18 protein-coding genes are annotated in these 20,338 nt (G+C 71.9%); 2 read left to right on the top strand and 16 right to left on the bottom strand.

The window, feature by feature from the left end; genetic code table 11:
- Nucleotides 1-4: 4 nt before the first annotated feature.
- The 7 genes from rplS to proS form a co-directional block, all read right to left on the bottom strand.
- Entirely contained in the window at nt 5-355 is a 351-nt protein-coding gene (rplS, locus tag ACIP9H_RS27420; RefSeq protein ID WP_401591383.1) for a 50S ribosomal protein L19, read from the bottom strand.
- Between the two features lie 131 nt (nt 356-486).
- Complete coding sequence (gene trmD, locus ACIP9H_RS27415) at nt 487-1,296, bottom strand: tRNA (guanosine(37)-N1)-methyltransferase TrmD (protein WP_401961318.1); 810 nt, start codon at nt 1,294-1,296, stop codon at nt 487-489.
- Entirely contained in the window at nt 1,296-1,895 is a 600-nt protein-coding gene (gene rimM, locus ACIP9H_RS27410; protein ID WP_401591387.1) for a ribosome maturation factor RimM, read from the bottom strand. Before rimM ends, trmD begins: the two co-directional genes overlap by 1 nt.
- A 91-nt stretch (nt 1,896-1,986) precedes the next feature.
- A complete protein-coding gene (locus tag ACIP9H_RS27405) occupies nt 1,987-2,226 on the bottom strand; it encodes an RNA-binding protein (RefSeq protein ID WP_319659722.1) in 240 nt (79 codons plus the stop codon).
- Nucleotides 2,227-2,228: 2 nt separating this feature from the next.
- Entirely contained in the window at nt 2,229-2,660 is a 432-nt protein-coding gene (gene rpsP, locus ACIP9H_RS27400; protein ID WP_401591389.1) for a 30S ribosomal protein S16, read from the bottom strand.
- A gap of 220 nt (nt 2,661-2,880) precedes the next feature.
- Nucleotides 2,881-3,474 carry a hypothetical protein gene (locus ACIP9H_RS27395; RefSeq protein ID WP_360911184.1) on the bottom strand — a complete coding sequence of 198 codons (594 nt, stop codon included), beginning with the start codon at nt 3,472-3,474 and terminating at the stop codon, nt 2,881-2,883.
- 190 nt (nt 3,475-3,664) lie between these two features.
- Nucleotides 3,665-5,077 (bottom strand): proline--tRNA ligase, encoded by a 1,413-nt coding sequence (gene proS / locus ACIP9H_RS27390; protein WP_401961314.1) that lies wholly within the window; start codon nt 5,075-5,077, stop codon nt 3,665-3,667.
- 227 nt (nt 5,078-5,304) lie between these two features.
- Between proS and ACIP9H_RS27385 the strand changes: the two genes are divergently transcribed.
- Nucleotides 5,305-6,129 (top strand): methyltransferase domain-containing protein, encoded by an 825-nt coding sequence (locus tag ACIP9H_RS27385; RefSeq protein WP_401961311.1) that lies wholly within the window; start codon nt 5,305-5,307, stop codon nt 6,127-6,129.
- 52 nt (nt 6,130-6,181) lie between these two features.
- Here ACIP9H_RS27385 and ftsH read toward each other — a convergent pair whose 3' ends face one another.
- From ftsH to ACIP9H_RS27350, 7 genes are all read right to left on the bottom strand, one after another.
- Nucleotides 6,182-8,131: an ATP-dependent zinc metalloprotease FtsH gene (gene ftsH / locus ACIP9H_RS27380; protein ID WP_401591395.1), complete on the bottom strand. Its 1,950-nt coding sequence runs from the start codon at nt 8,129-8,131 to the stop codon at nt 6,182-6,184.
- Nucleotides 8,132-8,179: 48 nt separating this feature from the next.
- A complete protein-coding gene (locus tag ACIP9H_RS27375; RefSeq protein WP_401961308.1) occupies nt 8,180-8,695 on the bottom strand; it encodes a GNAT family N-acetyltransferase in 516 nt (171 codons plus the stop codon).
- A gap of 73 nt (nt 8,696-8,768) precedes the next feature.
- Nucleotides 8,769-10,301 carry a signal recognition particle protein gene (ffh, locus tag ACIP9H_RS27370; RefSeq protein ID WP_401961306.1) on the bottom strand — a complete coding sequence of 511 codons (1,533 nt, stop codon included), beginning with the start codon at nt 10,299-10,301 and terminating at the stop codon, nt 8,769-8,771.
- An 84-nt stretch (nt 10,302-10,385) separates the two neighbouring features.
- Entirely contained in the window at nt 10,386-12,863 is a 2,478-nt protein-coding gene (locus ACIP9H_RS27365; RefSeq protein WP_401591401.1) for a [protein-PII] uridylyltransferase, read from the bottom strand.
- Between the two features lie 61 nt (nt 12,864-12,924).
- On the bottom strand, nt 12,925-13,263 hold the full coding sequence (locus tag ACIP9H_RS27360) for a P-II family nitrogen regulator (RefSeq protein ID WP_360911170.1): 339 nt from the start codon (nt 13,261-13,263) through the stop codon (nt 12,925-12,927).
- The gene (locus ACIP9H_RS27355) at nt 13,260-14,609 is read right to left on the bottom strand and encodes an ammonium transporter (protein WP_401591405.1); all 1,350 of its coding nucleotides are present in this window, start codon (nt 14,607-14,609) and stop codon (nt 13,260-13,262) included. The genes ACIP9H_RS27360 and ACIP9H_RS27355 overlap by 4 nt, the downstream gene beginning before the upstream one ends.
- Nucleotides 14,610-14,927: 318 nt before the next feature.
- Complete coding sequence (locus ACIP9H_RS27350; protein WP_401961301.1) at nt 14,928-16,391, bottom strand: hypothetical protein; 1,464 nt, start codon at nt 16,389-16,391, stop codon at nt 14,928-14,930.
- A 293-nt stretch (nt 16,392-16,684) separates the two neighbouring features.
- On the opposite strand from ACIP9H_RS27350, the gene ACIP9H_RS27345 reads away from it, so the two are divergent.
- Complete coding sequence (locus ACIP9H_RS27345; protein ID WP_360911164.1) at nt 16,685-17,359, top strand: bifunctional DNA primase/polymerase; 675 nt, start codon at nt 16,685-16,687, stop codon at nt 17,357-17,359.
- A gap of 97 nt (nt 17,360-17,456) precedes the next feature.
- Here ACIP9H_RS27345 and ftsY read toward each other — a convergent pair whose 3' ends face one another.
- Entirely contained in the window at nt 17,457-18,683 is a 1,227-nt protein-coding gene (ftsY, locus tag ACIP9H_RS27340) for a signal recognition particle-docking protein FtsY (RefSeq protein ID WP_401591410.1), read from the bottom strand.
- A gap of 160 nt (nt 18,684-18,843) precedes the next feature.
- Nucleotides 18,844-20,259, bottom strand: coding sequence for a sugar porter family MFS transporter (locus tag ACIP9H_RS27335; protein WP_401591412.1), 1,416 nt, complete (start codon nt 20,257-20,259; stop codon nt 18,844-18,846).
- Between the last annotated feature and the right edge of the window lie 79 nt (nt 20,260-20,338).

Below are 20,338 nucleotides of genomic sequence, written 5' to 3'. Positions count from 1 at the left end.
GGACTCAGCGGTCGCGCTTCTCCTTGATCTTCGCGGCCTTGCCGCGCAGCTCACGGAGGTAGTACAGCTTCGCGCGACGGACGTCGCCGCGGGTCACGAGCTCGATCTTCTCGAAGATCGGGCTGTGCACCGGGAAGGTACGCTCGACGCCGACGCTGAAGGAGACCTTGCGGACCGTGAAGGTCTCACGGACGCCGGAACCCTGGCGGCGGATGACAACGCCCTTGAACTGCTGGATACGGGAGCGGTTGCCCTCGATCACGCGGACGTGGACGTTGACGGTGTCGCCCGGACGGAAGGCCGGGAGGTCGCTGCGCAGCGACGCGGCGTCGACGGTGTCGAGCAGGTGGGACATGTGTGTCTGCTTCCTTCGCCCATGCCACAGGTCATCGGCGGACATAGTGATGATGATGAGTGCCACCGCGTCGGACGGGCGTCGTGTCCCCCTGTGGCAGGGGCGCGCGGCGGACGCAGAGCGGCAGCCGCCTATTCTTCCACGGCTTCCGGGGCTCGCCAAAATCGGCCGTCCTCGCGCGGGGCCCAGCCGAGGGCCGCGAGGATCGCCCGGTCGTGCTTGTCGAGGGCCGCGGGGTCGCAGCGCTCGATCAGATCCGGGCGATGAGCCGAGGTGCGGCGGAAGGCCTCGTCGCGGCGCCAGCGGGCGACCTTGCCGTGGTGGCCGCTGAGCAGCAGGTCCGGCACGCCGCGGTCCCGCCAGACCGGCGGCTTGGTGTAGACGGGGCCTTCGAGCAGGTCGGCCATCGCGCCGGGGGCGAAGGAGTCGTCGCGGTGGGACTCGGCGTTGCCGAGCACGCCCGGCAGCAGCCGGGCGATCGCCTCGACCATGACCAGCACCGGGGCCTCGCCGCCGGCCAGCACGTAGTCGCCGATGGAGACCTCGCGCACATCGAGCCGGTCGCCGTACTCGTCGATGACGCGCCGGTCGATGCCCTCGTAGCGGGCCGGGGTGAACACCAGCCAGGGCCGTTCGGAGAGCTCGACCGCGAGTTCCTGGGTGAAGGGGCGCCCGCTGGGGGTCGGCACGACGAGCACCGGCGCACCCTCGCCCGAGGCCAGGACGGCGTCCAGCGCCTCGCCCCACGGCTCGGGCTTCATGACCATCCCCGGGCCGCCGCCGTAGGGGGTGTCGTCGACCGTGTTGTGCCGGTCGTGGGTGTACGCGCGCAGGTCGTGGACGCGGACGTCCAGCTGACCGCGCGTCCTGGCCTTGCCGACCAGGGAGACGTTCAGCGGCTCCAGGTACTCCGGGAAGATCGTGACGACGTCGATGCGCATTACGCCGGCTCCGCCCCGCCCTCGCCGTCGGCCTTGCCTCCGTTGTCGGCGCTGCCGGTGCTGTCGGCGCTGCCGGCCGTCTCGGCCTCGGCCTCGTCGAGCAGGCCCGGCGGCGGGTCGATGACCGCCCGCTGCGCCTCCAGGTCGATCTCGGGCACGATCTCGCCGACGAAGGGCACCATGACCTCGCTGCCGTCCGGGCGTTCCACGACGAGCAGGTCGTGGAAGGGCAGGTGGGAGATCTCAGTGATGCGGCCGACCTCGGTCCCGTCGACGGTGACCACGTCGAGGTCGATCAGCTGGTGGTCGTAGAACTCCTCGGGGTCCTCCGGACGCTCCTCCGGGTCGACCTCGGCGATCAGCAGGATGTTGCGCAGCGCCTCGGCGCCGGTGCGGTCCTTGACGCCCGCGAAGCGCAGCATCAGCCGGCCGCTGTGCACGCGCCCGGTCTCAATCGTGAGCGGTCCGGCCGAGGCCGGGTCCGTGGCCAGTACGGCGCCCGGGGCGAGCCGCAACTCCGGCTCGTCGGTGCGTACCTCGACCGAGACCTCGCCCTTGATGCCATGGGCGCGGCCGATGCGTCCCACTACCAGCTGCACTTGTTCGCGCTCCTGTGCGTTGCCTGTCGGATACGGCTCGGGCCGGGGGCGGCGGTGACGCCTCCCCCGGCCCGTGCCGGTGCTTCGTGTCTCAGCGAACCTGGTCGACGTCGACGAGGTCGACGCGCACACCACGTCCGCCGATCGCGCCCACTACGGTGCGCAGGGCACGGGCGGTACGGCCGTTGCGGCCGATCACCTTGCCGAGGTCGTCGGGGTGCACCCGGACCTCCAGGACCTTCCCACGACGCAGAGTGCGCTCGGCGACCTGCACGTCATCGGGATTGTCGACGATGCCCTTGACCAGGTGTTCGAGGGCCTCCTCGAGCACGATCAGGCCTCGGTCGACTCGGCCGCCTCGGCGGCCTCGTCCTTCTTGTCCGACTTCTTGGCCTTCTGGGTGATGGCCTCACCCTTGGGTCCGTCCCCGGCGTCCTTGGCGGCAGCCTCGAACAGGTTGCGGTGGTCGGCCTTGGGCTCGGCGACGAGGAGCGGGGCCGGAGCCGGCTCGCCCTTGTACTTCTGCCAGTCGCCGGTCTTCTTCAGGATCGCGAGCACGGGCTCGGTCGGCTGCGCGCCGACACCCAGCCAGTACGCCACGCGCTCCGCGTCGACCTCGATGCGGGACGGGTTCTGGACCGGGTGGTACAGGCCGATCTCCTCGATGGCCCGGCCGTCACGGCGGGTCCGGGAGTCGGCGACGACGATGCGGTAGTGAGGCGAACGGATCTTGCCCAGACGCTTCAGCTTGATCTTGACTGCCACGGGAGTGGGTTCTCCTGGTGTTGACGTGGGTTGGGCACACCTGACCGCCACGTGGGGTTGTGGAGGCGGATGCCCGACGGACGCGTCAGCCGAAGGAGAGAGGGGTCCTGCACGGCTGCCGAGTGCTCAGCTGACCATTGTGCCATACGGCGGGCATGCCGCCGCACGCCGGGAACGGCCCCGGCGGTGCTTGCCGTGCCCGCCGCCGCGGGCGGCCGCCTCAGGCGACGGCCGCCGCGGCCTCCGGAATCCGGAAGGGTGTCCCGCACGCCCCGCAGACGATCGGCGCCTGCGCGAGCACGGACGGCACGACGCGGACGTTGCGCCCGCAGTCGCAGACCGCCTTCACCCGTACGCCGCCGCCCGAGGACCCGTGCCGGGCGGCGGGCCCGCGGAAGCTGCGGGCCGTGTCGGCGGCGGTCGCCGCGGTGTGCGCTCTGAGGGCGCGCTGCAGCCGGTCGATCGTGGCCCGGTAGCGCTTCTTGGTGTCGGGGCGCATCTGGACCAGGGAGAAGCCGCTGCTGGGGTGCGGCTCCTCGGCGTGGTCCAGGCCGAGTTCATCGGCGATGGCCAGGAACCGACGGTTGTGGTAGCGGCCCGCCCGCGAGGTGTCCCGGACGCCGCGGGCGGCGGCGACTCCGTGGACGGCCTCGTGCAGCAGGCGCTCGAAGGAGAGCTCCGTGCCGCACGCGGACGAGGACTCTCCGATCAGGGACTCGGGGGCGGCCAGATCGGGCAGCTCGGGGTGGTGCCGTTGAATGTCGGCCCATGCGACTGCCAGCTCGGCGGCGAGGACTGGTGGTGTCGTGCTCACGTCGTGACAACGAGCCGGGGGCGCCCGGTGTTCCGATACCGGGCCATCCCAAATATTTTGCACGTACTAGTCAGTTCAGGATGATGAGTACGGCCGAGGGCGGGTGCGGAGAACAGTGGAGAAGTCACGCACCCGCCTCAAGGAAGGACGTACTGCCGATTACGTACGTCGCTTTTCAGTCACCTGACGGTCAGTATGCCCGCGCGACGACCGCGACGGTACCCGGCGCGTCGTCCGAATCCGGCACGGCCCCGTCCTCGGTGAGCAGGCAGCGCACGGACACTCCCTGCTCGGCGAGCTTGGCCTCGCCCTCCGGGCCCAGGTCGGCCCACGGAATGCGGGCCCAGCCGGTGGCCGCGGCCTCGGCGGCCTCGCCGATGGTCGCGACGTCCACGGTGCGCGACTCGCGGCGCTCGCGGGACTGGCGCAGCAGCGTGGCCTGGTCCTCCTCCAGCGCCTTGGGGATCAGCGCGGTGAGCTCGTCGATGGCCACCGGCTCCTTGCCCCCGGGGATGCGACGGGCCAGCATCGCGGTGCCGTTCTCCAGGTCGCGCGGGCCGACCTCGACGCGGACGGGCACGCCCTTGAGCTCCCAGTCCACGGCGCGGCGGCCGAAGGGGGTGTCGGTGCGCACGTCCACCTGCACGCGGACGCCCGCGGCCTTGAGCCGGTCGCCGATCTCGCGGACCTTGGCGACGACCGCGTCGTCCCCCTTGATCGCGAGCACGACGGCCTGCACGGGTGCCAGCCGCGGCGGCACGCGCAGTCCGTTGTCGTCGCCGTGGCTCATGATCAGGCCGCCGACCATGCGGGTCGAGGTGCCCCAGGAGGTCTGCCAGACCAGCTCCTGCTGCCCCTCCTTGGACAGGTAGGAGGTGTTGAAGGCCTTGGCGAAGTTGGTGCCCAGCTCGTGGCTGGTGCCGAGCTGCAGCGCCTTGCCGTCGCCCATCATGCCTTCGAGCGTGAGGGTGTTGATGGCGCCGGCGAAGCGCTCGCGGGCGGTCTTGCGACCCAGCAGGACGTCGATGCCGAGAACGCCGGTCATGAAGTCGCCGTAGACCTCGCGGTGGATCATCGAGGCGTAGTCGCGCGCGTCCTCGAAGGTGGCGTGCGCGGTGTGGCCCTCCTGCCAGAGGAACTCGCTCGTGCGCAGGAAGAGCCGCGAGCGCATCTCCCAACGGACGACGTTCGCCCACTGGTTGATGAGCAGGGGCAGGTCGCGGTAGCTCTGCACCCACTTGGAGAAGTACTCGTTGACGATGGTCTCGGAGGTGGGCCGGACGACGACCGGCTCCTCCAGCTCCTTGCCGCCGCCGTGGGTGACCACGGCCAGCTCCGGGGCGAAGCCCTCGACGTGCTCGGCCTCCCGGGTCAGGTAGGACTGCGGGATGAAGAGCGGGAAGTACGCGTTCTGGGCGCCCGCCTCCTTGATCCGCGCGTCCATCTCCTGCTGCATCCGCTCCCACAGCGCGTACCCGTACGGCCGGATGACCATGGTGCCGCGCACCGGGCCGTTGTCGGCCAGTTCGGCCTTGTTGATCAGGTCCTGGTACCAGCGCGGGAAGTCGTCCGCCTGGGGCGTGAGTACGGGAGCCTTTGCCATGCCGCAGATGGTACGGGTCCGCCGCCGCCGGACGTGAATCGACGGGGCGTGCGCCCCGTCGCGGGTTCGGCTCAATCCCCGCCTTCAAACCTCTGGACTACGGCCCGGAAGGGGAGTTGGCTGACCTAGGGGGCGTGCACCGCGTAACCGGGAACATGCGCGGCGTAACGGGGGAGCGGACGAGGAAAGCTTTCAGCGAGACCGCGACGCGGCTGAAGGGGCGATCTATGACACCTACGCTCGCACACCCACCGATCCACCGGACCGACCAAAGGGCGCGGGACTGGGCCGAGATCCAGGAGCGGATGCTCGTGCCGCTCTACGAGTCCGTGCACGAGCGCCTGAACGTCGGCACCGGAACCCGCCTGCTGGGCGTCGGATGCGGTGCGGGGCTCGCGCTGCTCATGGCCGCCGCCCGGGGCGCCACCGTCACCGGGTGCGACCCCGACGACCACCGGCTGGCACTCGCGCGGCAGCGACTGCTGCCCGCCCCGCAATGGGGCGTCCCCGCGCCCTCCTCCGGCCGGGTACGGCTGGTGCCCGGCGGACCGGAGGCGGCGGCCGTGCCCGGAGCGCGGCCGTTCACGGTGATCACCGCGTTCGACCCGGCGGCGCCGCCGTCGGACCTGGTGCCGGCGCTGCGCGCGGCGGCCGCCCTCGCCGAGCGCGGCAGCCCCGTCGTCCTGGCCGGCTGGGGTCCGCCCGAGCGGTGCGCGACCGGACGGGTGCTGCGGGTCGCCGCACGCCTGGCCGAGCCGCGCGGCGCCGCGGTGGAGACCCGCCTCAGCGGCCGCGACGACCTGGAGGACATGGCCCGCGGGGCGGGGCTGCGCCCGGACGGGTCGGGACGGGTCTCCTGCCCGTTCGGCTACCCCGACATGGACAGCGCGGTCCGCGGCCTGGTCTCCACCGGGCTCTTCGACGCGGCGGCCGCCGCCACGGACGGGGACCAGGTGCGCAAGGAACTGCGGGAGGCACTGCACCCGTACCGGCGTGCGGACGGCACCGTGCGGATGGAGAACGTCTTCCGCTACCTGGTGGCACGGGTCTGACCCGCTCCGGGCCCGGTTCACTTCAGGGGCCCGAAACCTTGGTGTCGATCACCTAGTCGAGGTTCCCGGTCGGCTTCTCCAGCCGGGGGATGCCCGCGGCCGCGTACGCCTCGCCCTCCTCCAGCGTCTCCGCCTCCAGCAGCCGCTCCGCCAGCGAGTCCAGTTGCCCGCGGTGCTGGTCGAGGAGGCGGCAGGCGGTGCCGTAGCACTCGTCGACGATGCGGCGCATCTCCGCGTCGACCACGTCGAGGGTGGAGGGCGCGGCGGACAGCCCGTACGGCTGCTGGGCGTCGGACGGGATCGCCGACAGCGGCCCGACCCGGTCGCTCATCCCCCATCGGCCGACCATGCCGCGCACGAGGTTGGTGACCTGCTCCAGGTCGTTCTCGGCGCCGGTGGTGATCACCCCGAAGACGACGTGCTCGGCGGCCATGCCGCCGAGCGCGCCGATGATGCGGCCGCGCAGGTACTCCTCGCTGTAGGCGTAGCGGTCGGCGTCGGGCGTGGACAGGGTGACGCCCAGGGCGCGGCCGCGCGGCACGATGGTGATCTTGCGTACCGGGTCGGCGCCCGGCTGCAGCATGCCGAGCAGGGCGTGGCCCGACTCGTGGTACGCGGTGCGGCGCCGTTCCTCGGGGGAGAGCACGAGCGGACGCTCGGCGCCGAGCTGCACCTTCTCCAGGGCGTCGGACAACTCACGCTGCCCGACGGCCTTCTTCCCTCGCTTGACGGCGAGCAGAGCGGCCTCATTGGCGAGGTTGGCGAGTTCCGCGCCCGTCATGCCGGGGGTCGCGCGGGCGATCCGGGTGAGGTCGATGTCGTCCTGCAGCGGGACGTCCCGGAGGTGGATGCGGAGGATCGCCTCGCGGCCGGCGCGGTCGGGCGGGCTGACGTGCACCGTGCGGTCGAAGCGGCCGGGCCGGGTGAGGGCGGGGTCGAGGACGTCCGGGCGGTTGGTGGCGGCGATGACGACGACGCCCTCGGAGCCGGAGAAGCCGTCCATCTCGGTGAGGATCTGGTTCAGGGTCTGCTCGCGCTCGTCGTGGCCGCCGAGTCCGCCGGCGGCGCCGCGGGCGCGGCCGATGGTGTCGATCTCGTCGATGAAGATGATCGCGGGGGCGACCTTGCGGGCCTCGGCGAACAGCTCGCGCACCCGGCCGGCGCCGACGCCGACGATCATCTCGATGAACTCCGACGCCGAGGCGGAGAAGAACGGCACATCGGCCTCGCCCGCGACGGCCCGTGCCAGGAGCGTCTTTCCGGTACCGGGCGGTCCCGCGAGCAGGACGCCGCGCGGCATGCGCGCCCCGAGGGCCCGGTAGGCGTCGGGCCGCTTGAGGAAGTCCACGACCTCGTTGAGTTCGGCCTCGACCTCGTCGATGCCGGCGACGTCCTCGAAGGTGGTGCGCCGGCCCTGGTCGGGGCGGATCGGCACGGGCGTCTTGCGTCCGAAGCCGCCGAGCCCGCCGAGGCCTCCCCCGCCGGCCAGCCGGCTCATGCGGCGCGCGACGAAGAGCCACAGCAGGACCAGCAGCAGCACCGGCGCCAGGGACAGCGCGATGTTGTACAGGATGCCGCGCTGCTGGACGACGGGCTGCGCGGTGACGGTGACCTTGTTCTTGGTCAGCGCGCCCCACAGGTCGTCCTTGGCGAAGACCGGGCGCTGCGTCTTGAACTGGGTGTAGGTCTTCTCCCCCGAGCTCTTGGGCGCGGGGGCGGACTCCCTGAGCTGGCCCTCGATGGCATCGCCCTTGGAGTAGATCTTCGAGATGTTGTTCGCGGCGAGCTGCCGGCCGAACTCGGAGTACGAGATCGTGATCGGGCGTGCGCCGGCGACCAGCGACAGCACCAGGTCGGTGATGACGAAGACGACGACCGCGGCCAGGATCATGCCGCCCCAGCCGCCGAGCCTGCGCCGTCGCCTGGTGGGCGGTGACGGCGGAGCCCCCTCCGCCCGCCAGGGGTCGCCCGGGTTCTTCCGGGGCGGTACCGAATTGGCCATATTGGCACCATACGGACAGCGGCCCGCGCGCGCCCCTCAAGTTCCGGGTCAGGCCCCGGGCCACTCCTCGGCGGTCAGCGCGAAGCGCTCGTGGTCCCGCCAGGCGTCGTTCAGGTAGAGCATCCGGGGCGAGAAACCCTCGTGCCGGAAGCCGAGCCGCTTGGCCATGGCGACCGACCGCTCGTTCTCCGGCTGGACGTTGATCTCCAGCCGGTGCAGGCCCAGCCCGCGCGGCTCCGCGGTGAAGCAGCGTTCCACCACCAGGCGCAGGCCCTCGGTCATCCGGCCCGTGCCGACGAAGGGCACGTAGCTGTCGTAGCCCAGCGAGGCGTTGCGGAACCGGCCCATGACGATGTTGGCCACGTTGCACTTCCCCGCGATCAGGCCGGTCTCCTCGTCGACGATGAGGAAGGTCCGCAGGCCCGGCCCCTGGCGGCGCAGCAGCTCCGGCAGCCCGTCCGGTTCGACGGGATTCCACTGGCCCACGTGTTCGGCCGAGCGGAGGACGGCCTCGCGGTACGCGGGGGCGTCGGCGAATTCCGGCAGGCGGATGTGAACGCGCATGCGTCCATCATGCCCGTGCGCCGCGGGCACCCCCCTCCCGGGGGCGTCCGCGGCACGGCACGGGGCGACGGGCTCAGCCCATGAACTTCTTGAACTCGTCGGGCAGTTCGAACTGGTTGCCCTGGTCCTGCGGGACGCCGAAGGCATTGCCCGCCTGCTGCTCGCGGCGGGCGGCCTCGGCCTTGGCCTCCTCCGCGCGCTTCAGCGGGTTGCCGCTCTGGCGCTTGCCCTTGGCCTTCTTCTGCTGCTTCTTCTGGCGGCCGCCGCCCATGCCCGGCATGCCGGGCATCCCCGGGATACCGCCCTGGGCCATCCGGGACATCATCTTGCGCGCCTCGAAGAACCGCTCGACCAGGCCCTTCACCGCGCTGACGTCCACACCGGAACCGCGGGCGATACGGGCCCTGCGGGAACCGTTGATGATCATCGGGTCCTGGCGCTCGCCCGGGGTCATCGACTTGATGATCGCGGCGGTGCGGTCCACATCGCGCTCGTCGAGATTGTTGATCTGGTCCTTGATCTGGGCCATGCCCGGCAGCATGCCGAGCAGCTTGGAGATCGAGCCCATCTTGCGGACCTGCTCCATCTGCTGGAGGAAGTCGTCGAGCGTGAACTCCTTGGGACCCTTGGCCAGCTTCTCGGCCATCTTCTGGGCCTCGGCCTGGCTGAAGGTCTGCTCGGCCTTCTCGATCAGGCTCAGGACGTCACCCATGCCGAGGATGCGCGAGGCCATCCGGTCGGGGTGGAAGGCGTCGAAGTCGTCCAGCTTCTCGCCGTTGGAGGCGAACATGATCTGGCGGCCGGTGACGTGCGCGATGGAGAGCGCGGCACCACCGCGCGCGTCGCCGTCGAGCTTGGACAGCACCACGCCGTCGAAGCCGACGCCGTCACGGAAGGCCTCCGCGGTGTTGACCGCGTCCTGGCCGATCATGGCGTCGACGACGAAGAGGATCTCGTCGGGCTGCACGGCGTCGCGGATGTCCGCGGCCTGCTGCATCATCTCGGCGTCGATGCCGAGGCGGCCGGCGGTGTCGACGACGACGACGTCGTACTGCTTGGCCCGGGCGTGCTCGACGGAGTCCTTGGCCACCTGCACCGGGTCGCCCACGCCGTTGCCCGGCTGCGGGGCGAAGACGGAGACACCGGCCCGCTCACCGACGACCTGGAGCTGGTTGACGGCGTTGGGGCGCTGGAGGTCGGCCGCAACGAGCAGCGGGGCGTGGCCCTGCGTCTTCAGCCAGCGGCCGAGCTTTCCGGCCAGCGTGGTCTTACCGGCACCCTGCAGACCCGCGAGCATGATCACGGTCGGCGGCTGCTTGGCGAACCGCAGACGGCGGGTCTCGCCGCCGAGGATGCCGACCAGCTCCTCGTCGACGATCTTGATGACCTGCTGGGCCGGGTTCAGCGCCTGCGAGACCTCGGCCCCCGCGGCCCTCTCCTTGACCTGCTTGATGAACGCGCGGACCACCGGCAGGGCGACGTCCGCCTCCAGCAGCGCGATACGGATTTCGCGCGCCGTGGCGTCGATGTCGGCCTCGGAGAGGCGGCCCTTGCCCCGGAGGTTCTTGAATGTCGCTGCGAGGCGGTCGGAAAGGGTGTCGAACACGTCGGTCGCGGATCCTCAGGTCGGGGGCGGGAGGTGGATCGCCCTCCAGGGTATCCGCCCGGCCCCTGAAAGGTCTCCATGGCGTCAGCGCAGCGCCCGCTCCACCTGCTCGGCGAGCTCGGCCGCGCGTACGTCGGGAAGCGGATCGCCGTTGCCGTCGGTGACGTAGAAAGCGTCCACCGCGTTGGCGCCGAGCGTGCTGATCCGGGCTGAGCGCACATTGACGCCCGCCGTCTCCAGGGCGCTGCCGATCCGGTGCAGCAGCCCCGGGGCGTCATGGGCGCGGACCTCGATGACGGTCGCCGCCTTGGAGGTGCCGGGCGCGACGGTGACCCGCGGCGGGGGCGGGGTCACGCCGCGCCGCCGGGGGTAGGCCGACTCGCGCTCGGCGAGCCGGGTCCCGATGTCCAGCGAGCCCCCGAAGGCCCGGGCAAAGTCGTTGCGGAGCCTCGCAGCCTCGGGCAGGGAGCCGTACTCGGCGGCAACGCGCCAGCGCAGCAGGGTGACCGGGCCCTCGCCGATGGGGTCGACCGCACGCAGGTCGGCGGCGCGGACGGTGAGCCGGTGCAGGGCGAGGACGCCGGCGGCGGCCGCCAGCAGACCGGGACGGTCCGGCACGGCCAGCAGCAGCTCGACGCCGACCGGCTCCGGCTCGTCGTCCGCCGTGTCCCGCGAGGCGGCCTCCGGGCCGGGCTCGGTGTGGGCGTGCAGCGCGATCACCGGGCCGCGGGTACGGGCGGCCTCGACCGCGAGGCGCTCCTCCTCGGCGGTGGTCTCGGGGGCCGCGGGCTCCGGCACCTCACCGCTCGCCAGTACGGCGGCGACCCGCTTGACCAGGTCGGCGACCAGGGAGGCGCGCCAGGCGCTCCAGGCCGCGGGGCCGGTGGCCAGCGCGTCCGCCTCGGTGAGCGCGTGCAGCAGCTCCAGGGTCTCGGTGTCGCGCACGGCCTCGGCGACGGCCTCGACGGTGACCGGGTCGTCCAGGTCGCGGCGGGTCGCGGTCTCGATCAGCAGCAGGTGGTGGCGGACCAGCAGGGCCAGCGTCGCGACGTCGGCGCGGCCGAAGCCGAAGCGGGCCGCGGCGTCGCGTGCGATGATCTCGCCCGCCTCGGAGTGGTCGCCGGGCCAGCCCTTGCCGATGTCGTGCAGCAGGGCCGCGATGAGCAGCAGGTCGGGGCGGCCGACCCGGCGGGTCAGCCGGGAGGCGCGCACGGCGCACTCGACGAGGTGCCGGTCGACGGTCCAGATGTGCACGGCATTGCGCTGCGGTCGGCAGCGCACCCGCTCCCAGTCCGGGATCAGCCGGGTGACCATGCCCTCGGCCTCCAGCGCCTCCCACACCGGGACGGTGGACTCCCCCGCCCCCAGCAGCGTCACCAGCTGCTCGCGGGCCTCGGCGGGCCACGGCACCGGCAGCGGGCGGGCGGCCTGCGCGACGGCGAGCCGGCGGACCGCGTGCAGGGACAGCGGCAGTCCGTTCTGCGCGGCGGCCGCCGCGGCGCGCAGCGGCAGCGCCGGATCGCGCTCCGGCCGGACCGTACGGGCGAGAACGGCCTCGCCCTCGTGCTCCACGACGCCCTCGGCGAGCGGAGTGCGCTCGGCCGTTGCCGCGCTCTGCTCGGGGCGGCCGAGGCCGAGCAGGCCGCGCCGCCGGGGCCGGGTCTGCCGCGCGCGCAGGACCCGGCCGACCTCGCGCCAGGTGACGTCGGAGGCGTAGGAGACGGTGCGGGCCGACTCGTACACCTGGCGCAGCAGGGTGTCGGCGTCGAGCAGGCCGAGCGCGTCGGCGACCTGGTCCTGCTCCTGCAGCGCGAGGCGGTCGGTGGCGCGGCCGGTGACGATGTGGAGGGCGTCGCGGGCGTCGAGCAGCCGGGTCCGGGCGTCCTCCAGGCCCTCGCGGGGCGCGTCGGCCAGCCAGGAGGCGGCCACGGCGCGCAGTGCGGTGGCGTCGCGCAGGCCGCCGCGGGCCTCCTTGAGATCGGGTTCGAGGAGGTAGGACAGCTCGCCCTGGCGCTCGGCGCGCTCCAGGCAGAGTTCGTGGAGCGCGGGCAGCCGCTTGGGGGCCTGGTTGCGCCAGTCGGCGAGGACGGCGGAGCGCAGGGACGCGGTCAGAGCGGCGTCGCCCGCGATGTGGCGGGCGTCGAGCAGGCCGAGCTGGACCTTGAGGTCCTCGCCCGCGGTCCTGCGGGCCTCGGCGGGGGTCCGTACCGAGTGGTCGAGGGCGACGCCCAGGTCCCACACGGGGTACCAGACACCGTCCGCGAGGGACGCGACGGTGGCGGCCTTCCCGGAACCGTCGTGCAGGAGCAGCAGGTCGAGGTCGCTGCGGGGGGAGAGCTCGGCCCGGCCGTAGCCGCCGACGGCGACCAGGGCCCAGGTGCCGGCGCCGGCCCGGGCGGCCGCGCCGTGGGCGAGTGCGGCCAGCCAGCGGTCGGTGATGCCGGCCAGTGCCTTGCGGCGCGCCGGCCCCGAGGGTCCGTCGCCGTTCAGCAGCGCCAGCCGGGCGGCGGCATAGCCCTCCGGGGTGTTGTCGCCGGCCTTGGCCTCGACGCTCTCCGTCACACTGTCTCCCGTCGCCGTGCGAAAGGGGCGCGGCCGGATCCCGGCCGCGCCCCGCGCTGTCTCAGAGTGCGTCCGGCCCGCGCTCGCCGGTGCGGACCCGCACCGCCGTGTCGACCGGCAGGCTCCAGACCTTGCCGTCACCGATCTTGCCGGTGCGGGCCGCCTTGACGATGACGTCGATCAGCTGGTCGGCGTCGCTGTCCTCGACCAGCACCTCGATGCGGACCTTCGGGACGAGGTCGACGGTGTACTCGGCACCCCGGTAGACCTCGGTGTGACCCCGCTGCCGGCCGTAGCCGCTCGCCTCGGTGACGGTCAGGCCCTGCACGCCGAAGGCCTGGAGGGCCTCCTTGATCTCGTCCAGCCGGTGCGGCTTCACAACTGCCGTGATGAGCTTCACGCATCCACCTTCTTCGAAGAGGCGCCGGCCTCGGTGCCACTGCTGCTGTCCAGGGAGGAGAGAACGGAGCGGACGGCGCCGGCCACACCCGCGAAGTCGTAGCCGGTCTCCGCGTGCTCGGCCTGGTCGATGCCCGCGACCTCCGTGTCCTCGCTCACCGTGAATCCGATCACCAGGTCGATGAGCTTGGCAAGGATGGCCGACGCGACCAGGGAGTAGGCGAGGACCACGCCGACACCGAGGAACTGCTTCCACAGCTGGTCGAAGCCGCCGCCGTAGAAGACGCCCTTGGCGGTCTGGCCGACACCGCCGGTGGCCAGGAAGCCGATGAGCAGGGAGCCGATGATGCCGCCGACCATGTGGACGCCGATGACGTCCAGGGAGTCGTCGAAGCCGAACTTGTACTTCAGGCCGACCGCGGCGGCGCAGGCCACACCCGCGATGACACCGACGGCGATGGCGCCGAGCGGGCTGACCGAGCCGCAGGCCGGGGTGATGGCGACCAGGCCGGAGACGGCGCCGGAGGCCGCACCCAGGGTGGTGAAGGAGCCGTGCTTGATCCGCTCGTAGGCGAGCCAGCCCAGCATGGCGGCGGCGGTGGCGACCTGCGTGTTGGTGAAGGCCACGGCCGCGACGCCGTCCGAGGCGAGCCAGGAGCCGGCGTTGAAGCCGAACCAGCCGAACCACAGCAGACCGGCGCCGAGCATGACCAGCGGCAGGTTGTGCGGCCGGAACGGGTCCTTCTTGAAGCCCACGCGCTTGCGGATCACGAGGATCACGCCGAGCGCCGCCGCACCGGCGTTGATGTGCACCGCCGTACCACCGGCGAAGTCGATCACGCCGTGGGTGAAGAGGAAGCCGTCGGAGGCCCAGACCATGTGGGCGACCGGGAAGTACACGACCGTGACCCAGAGCGCGACGAACAGCGACCAGGCGACGAACTTCACCCGGTCCGCGAGCGCCCCGCTGATCAGGGCGGGGGTGATGATCGCGAACATCAGCTGGAAGACGGCGAAGACGTAGACCGGGATGGTGTAGCCGTCCCAGAGCTGGGAGATCCCGATGTTGCGCATGCCGGCCCAGTCGAGGCCGCCGACGAAGGCGTTGCCGGAGTCGAAGGCGAGGGTGAAGCCGTAGAGCGTCCAGAGCACGGTGACGATGCCGATGGCGATGAAGCTCATCATCAGCATGTTCAGCACGCTCTTGACCCGCACCATGCCGCCGTAGAAGAAGGCGAGGCCGGGGGTCATCACGAGCACGAGTGCGGCGCTCAGCAGCATGAACGCCGTGCTGCCGCTGTCCAACTTGGGCGTGTCTGCGGCAAGCGTCAAGATGCCTGCTGCCATCGGCGTCTCCTCGTCATCCGGACGGCCCGTGCGGGAAGGGGGCTTGTGGGCCGGTTTTCGCCATGAGGTTGTCCCAGGCGGGTTTCCGTGGGCGCCACCCGGTGTTTCGAGGCCGTGACGAAGAAGTCGGCTGTGTTACGTCACGATGAACCGCAGCCTCAGCGTAAGCCGCCGTGACTGCTCCGTGACCATTGGCGGGGCCGACGCGCTGTATACGGGACCGGCCGCGGACGGCCACCCGGTTGACCTGGCATGGGGGAGCCGAGTCGGGCTGTCGGGATGGCCGGCCGCGGCCGGAGTGCTGGGGCGGTGGCGGGATCAGGCCGTTTCCGCGGCCTCGGGGAGGGCGGTGGCGAGCCGTTCGGTGAGCTGGGCGACCTCGGCCACATGGCCGTAGTGGCGCAGTGCGGAGTCGGCGGTCTTGCGGATGCGGGTGTTGACCCGTTCGGAGCGCACGTGCCGGGCCACGTCGATGGCCTGCACGGTGAGGCGTGCCGCCTGCTCGGGTTCCTTCTCCAGGAGGTGCACCGTGGCCATGCCGATCAGGTTGAGGGCATAGGCGCGCTGATGGACGTTGTCGTCGGCGAAGAGGTCGACGGCCTTCTGCATCACCGGGCGCGCGAGTGAGGCGTACGCGGGGCTGCGGCCGGCCACATAGGCCAGGTCGCGGTAGGAGTGGGCGTTCTCGGCGTTGAGCTCTGCCTCGTTGAAGAAGCTGATCCAGTCGGGGTCCTCGGTGGGGCAGGAGTCGGAGAAGGAGTCCTCGGCCATCCGCACGGCCCGGTGGCACTTGTTGACCTGGCCCATCGTGGCGTAGGCGCGGGCCTCCACCGCGTGCAGCATCGCCTGGGTGGTGGCGGTCGCGGTGCCGCGGCTGCCGTACTGCGCCAGATGGATGAGCTCCAGGGCGTCCTCCGGCCGGTCCAGGTGGATCATCTGGCGGCTCATGCTCGACAGGATGAACGCGCCCAGCGGCTGGTCGTCGGCCTCCTTGGCCGAGTGCAGCGCGAGGACCAGGTACTTCTGGGCGGTGGGGTGCAGACCCACGTCGTACGACATCCAGCCGGCGAGCGCCGCCAGTTCCGCGGTGACGCGGTAGAGCCGGCGGGCGACGGCCTGCGGGTGCGGTTCCTGCAGCAGGTCGGTGACCTCGTGCAGCTGGCCGACGACGGCCTTGCGGCGCAGGCCGCCACCGCACTGGTTGTCCCACTGGCGGAACATCACCGTGGTGGCCTCCAGCAGCTCCAGCTCGGGGCCGGAGAGCTTCGGCCGGCGGTCGCCGGTCTCGCGGAGCGGTGACTGGTGGCCGACGCCGCCCTGCGGGGGCACGGGCACCAGCCAGCGCTGCATCGGTTCCACGAGGGACGGGCCGGCGGAGAGCATCAGGGAGGTGCCGAGGAATCCGCGGCGGCCCAGCATGAGGTCGCTGCGCGAGAACTCGTTGATCAGCTGGACGGTCTGCGGGCCGGCCCACGGCAGGTCGACCCCGGTGGCGGCGGGCGGCTGGTGGGCGGGGTGCAGCCCCAGGTCCTCCACCGGCACGACGCAGCCGAAGCGCTCGGAGAACAGCTCGGAGAGGATGCGCGGAATGGGCTCGCGGGGCTGCTCGCCGTCGAGCCAGCGGCGTACCCGGGAGGTGTCCGTGCTGACGTGCAGCGCGCCCATCTGCCGCGCCCTGCGGTTCACTTGACGCGCGAGTTCGCCCTTGGACCAGCCGCTGCGCACAAACCATGAGGTCAACTGCGCGTTGGGCTGCTTGTCCTGTGTGCCGCCCACGGTCATGCCCCCATTCCGTCGCCCAACACCTCGGAGGCTTGGACCCGTTGCCTGGTTCGGCCCCCAAGTGCTCAGTGTGCTACGAGCCTTGCCTCCGGCATACCCGCCGGCCCGCATACTCCCCGGGGCTTCCCAACCGAAAGTAATCCTACGATCACCCATCCGGCGACCCCCTTGCGGAAACGCCACCATTCGCCACCCCTTCGAATGAACTACGTCCGCACGCGGCGCGCTTCACTTGACACATGCCGACCAGGCACGGGCGTAACCATCGGCAACTGCGACCCGTTGGGGGTGTCATGGGCTTCACGATCGGCAGCATGCGCGAGATGCGAAACATCCGCTCCGGCGCGCGCCGCCGCACGCACGCCTCGGCGTGCACCACCGTGGCGGAGTACACGGGGTTGTGCGGCTGGGCGGTGGCGCCGGGTGCGCGCGCCACACGCGGGGGCGGCCAGTGCTCCTGCGGGGACCCGGGCTGCAAGGCACCGGGGGCGCACCGGCTGGACTTCGCCGGCGAGGTGCCGGCCGGGGCGACGCTGGAGCAGGCCGTGGCCGCATGGGAGCAGGTGCCGGGCGCGGCGCTCATGCTGCCCGTGGGGCGCACCTTCGACGTGATCGAAGTGGCGGAACGATCCGGCGTGCGCGCCCTGGTGCGTCTGGAACGCATGGGACTGCGCCTCGGGCCGGTCGTCGCCACCCCGGACGGCCGGGCGCAGTTCTTCGTCGCGCCGGGCGCCGCCGCGGAGCTGCCGCACCTGCTCTACCGCATGGGCTGGGACGACGCGGACCTCGACCTGCGCTGCCTCGGCCTCGGCGACGACATCACCGCGCCGCCCTCCGACCTCGGCGGCCTGGGCCCCGTCCGGTGGCTGCGGCCGCCGGCCCTGGACGCCGCCCAGCAGCCCCCCGAGGCGCGCCTGCTCCTCGGCACCCTGGCGTACGTCTGCCACCGCGACCGCGCGTACGCCTGAGCGGACCGCCGCACCAGGTCCCGCCTCCGCATGAGTAAGGGGCGCGCCCCAGGGAGCGCGCCCCTTACTCATGCACTTAAGGGCGTGCCGGCCGGGGTCAGGAACCGATCAGCGCGTCCACGAACGCCTCGGGCTCGAAGGGGGCGAGGTCGTCCGCGCCCTCGCCCAGGCCGATGAGCTTGACGGGTACGCCGAGCTCACGCTGGACCGCCACGACGATGCCGCCCTTGGCGGTGCCGTCGAGCTTGGTCAGCACGATGCCGGTGATGTCCACGACCTCGGCGAAGACGCGGGCCTGCACCAGGCCGTTCTGGCCGGTGGTGGCGTCGAGCACGAGCAGGACCTCGTCCACCGGGCCGTGCTTCTCCACGACGCGCTTGACCTTGCCCAGTTCGTCCATGAGGCCGGTCTTGGTGTGCAGCCGGCCGGCGGTGTCGATGAGCACGACGTCCGCGCTCTCGGCGATGCCCTCCTTGACCGCGTCGAAGGCGACCGACGCGGGATCGCCGCCCTCGGGCCCGCGCACCGTACGGGCACCGACCCGCTCGCCCCAGGTCTGCAGCTGGTCGGCGGCGGCGGCACGGAAGGTGTCGGCGGCCCCGAGGACGACGCTGCGGCCGTCGGCGACGAGCACACGGGCGAGCTTGCCGGTGGTGGTGGTCTTGCCGGTGCCGTTGACACCGACGACCATCAGCACGGCCGGCTGGTCCGCCCCGTCCGCGTTGGGCTTGCCCTCGGTGTGCAGGGTGCGGTCGAAGTCCGTGCCGACGAGGGTCAGCAACTCCTCGCGCAGCAGCGTGCGCAGCTCCGCGGGGGTCCGGGTGCCGATCACCCGTACCCGCGTGCGCAGCCGCTCGACCAGTTCCTGGGTGGGGGCGACACCGACGTCCGCGGTGAGCAGGGTGTCCTCGACCTCCTCCCACGTGTCCTCGTCCAGGTGCTCACGGGAGAGCAGGGTGAGCAGCCCCTTGCCGAGCGCGGTCTGCGAGCGGGAGAGCCGCGAGCGCAGGCGCACCAGGCGGCCCGCGGTCGGCTCCGGCAGCTCGATCTCGACGGCGGCGGGGCGCTCCTCGACGACGACGCCCGGGCCCGCGGCCCCTTCCGCGTCGGGGAGCTCGACCTCTTCGATGGTCCGGCGGGGTTCGTCCCGCGGTTCCTCGGCCTCGTCGCCGACATGAGGTTCGGCGGGCGGGGCGGTGATCGTCGGGGTCTCGGTGGGCGGGGCGGGGGGCAGCTGCTTCCTGCGGCGGCTGCCCACCACCAGCCCGCCGGCCGCGAGGATCACGACCAGGGCGATGACTACGGCAAGAATGACGGTTTCCATAACCCGTCCAGTATCGGTCACGCGGCGCCCTCCCCAGGGAGCCACCCGGGCACGGGTTCCCAAGTCCGCTCAACTGACGGCCGATCAGTGAGCACGCGGTGCCGTCCCCGGTCCCGACCGGACCGGGGGCGGCGCCACCGCGGAAGTACGGGCGGCGGGGCTAGCCCATCTCCTCCAGGGTCTTGCCCTTCGTCTCGGGCACGAATTTGAGCACGAAGGGGATCGACAGCAGCGCGAAGGCCGTGTAGATCACGTACGTCAGCGACAGATTCCAGTCGGCCAGGCTCGGGAAGCTCGCGGTGATCACCCAGTTGGCGATCCACTGCGCCGACGCGGCGACGCCGAGGGCCGCGGCCCGGATGCGGTTCGGGAACATCTCGCCGAGGAAGACCCACACCACGACACCCCACGACAGGGCGAAGAACAGCACGAAGGCGTGCGCGCCGATCAGCGCCACGGCGCCCTCGGCGCCCGGCAGCGTGATGTCGCCACCGCTGCCGGTCTTGTGGGAGAAGGCCCAGGCGACCAGGCCCAAGGAGACCGCCATGCCCACGGAGCCGATGAGCGCCAGCGGCTTGCGGCCGATGCGGTCGACGAAGACCATCGCGATCACGGTGCCGATGATGTTGATGATCGACGTGGTGAACGAGTACAGGAACGAGCTGCTCGGGTCGATGCCGACGGACTGCCACAGCGTCGCGGAGTAGTAGAAGATCACGTTGATGCCGACGAGCTGCTGGAACACCGACAGCCCGATGCCGATCCACACGATCGGGGCGAAGCCGAAGCGCCCGCCCAGCAGGTCCTTGAACGTGGACCGGTGCTCGCTCCTCATGTGGGAGCGGATCTCGGCGACACGCGCGTCGGTGTCGACGCCCTCGCCCTCGATGTCGCGCAGCACCTCCTTGGCGTCCGTGAGACGGCCGGCGGAGATCAGGAACCGCGGCGACTCGGGGATGGCGAAGGACAGCACGCCGTACAGCACGGCGGGCACGACCATGACGCCGAGCATCAGCTGCCAGGCCTCGACGCCCAGCAGGTGGCCGCGCTGGTCGCCGCCGGCGGCCTGGAGGATGCCCCAGTTGACAAGCTGGGACACGGCGATGCCGACGACGATCGCGGCCTGCTGGAACGAGCCGAGCCGTCCGCGGTAGGCGGCGGGGGCGACCTCCGCGATGTAGGCGGGGCCGATGACCGACGCCATGCCGATGGCGAAGCCGCCGATGACCCGCCAGAGGGCCAGGTCCCACAGGGCGAAGGGCAGCGCGGACCCGACGGCGCTGACGGTGAAGAGCCCCGCGGCGATCCGCATCACCCGGATGCGGCCGATGCGGTCGGCGATCCGGCCCGCGGTGGCGGCGCCGATGGCGCACCCGATGAGCGCGATGGCGACGACCTGGGCGAGTGCGGCGGAGCCGATGTCGTACTTCCCGCGGATGCCCTCGACGGCGCCGTTGATGACGGAACTGTCGTAGCCGAAGAGGAAGCCGCCCATGGCGGCGGCCGCGGTGATGAAGATGACGTGGCCGAGATCGGCATGGCCTGCCGTGCCGGCCTTGTGTGTGGTGGTGGTCACTGGTGAATCTCCCGGACTCGGCGATGAGCCCACAGGTGGGGGGCAGAAGCTACGAGTGCCGGGACTCCCCAAGTGACCG

Source organism: Streptomyces sp. NPDC088732, assembly GCF_044751205.1.
Classification (GTDB): Bacteria; Actinomycetota; Actinomycetes; order Streptomycetales; family Streptomycetaceae; genus Actinacidiphila.
This window is presented reverse-complemented; position numbering and strand designations above follow the sequence as displayed.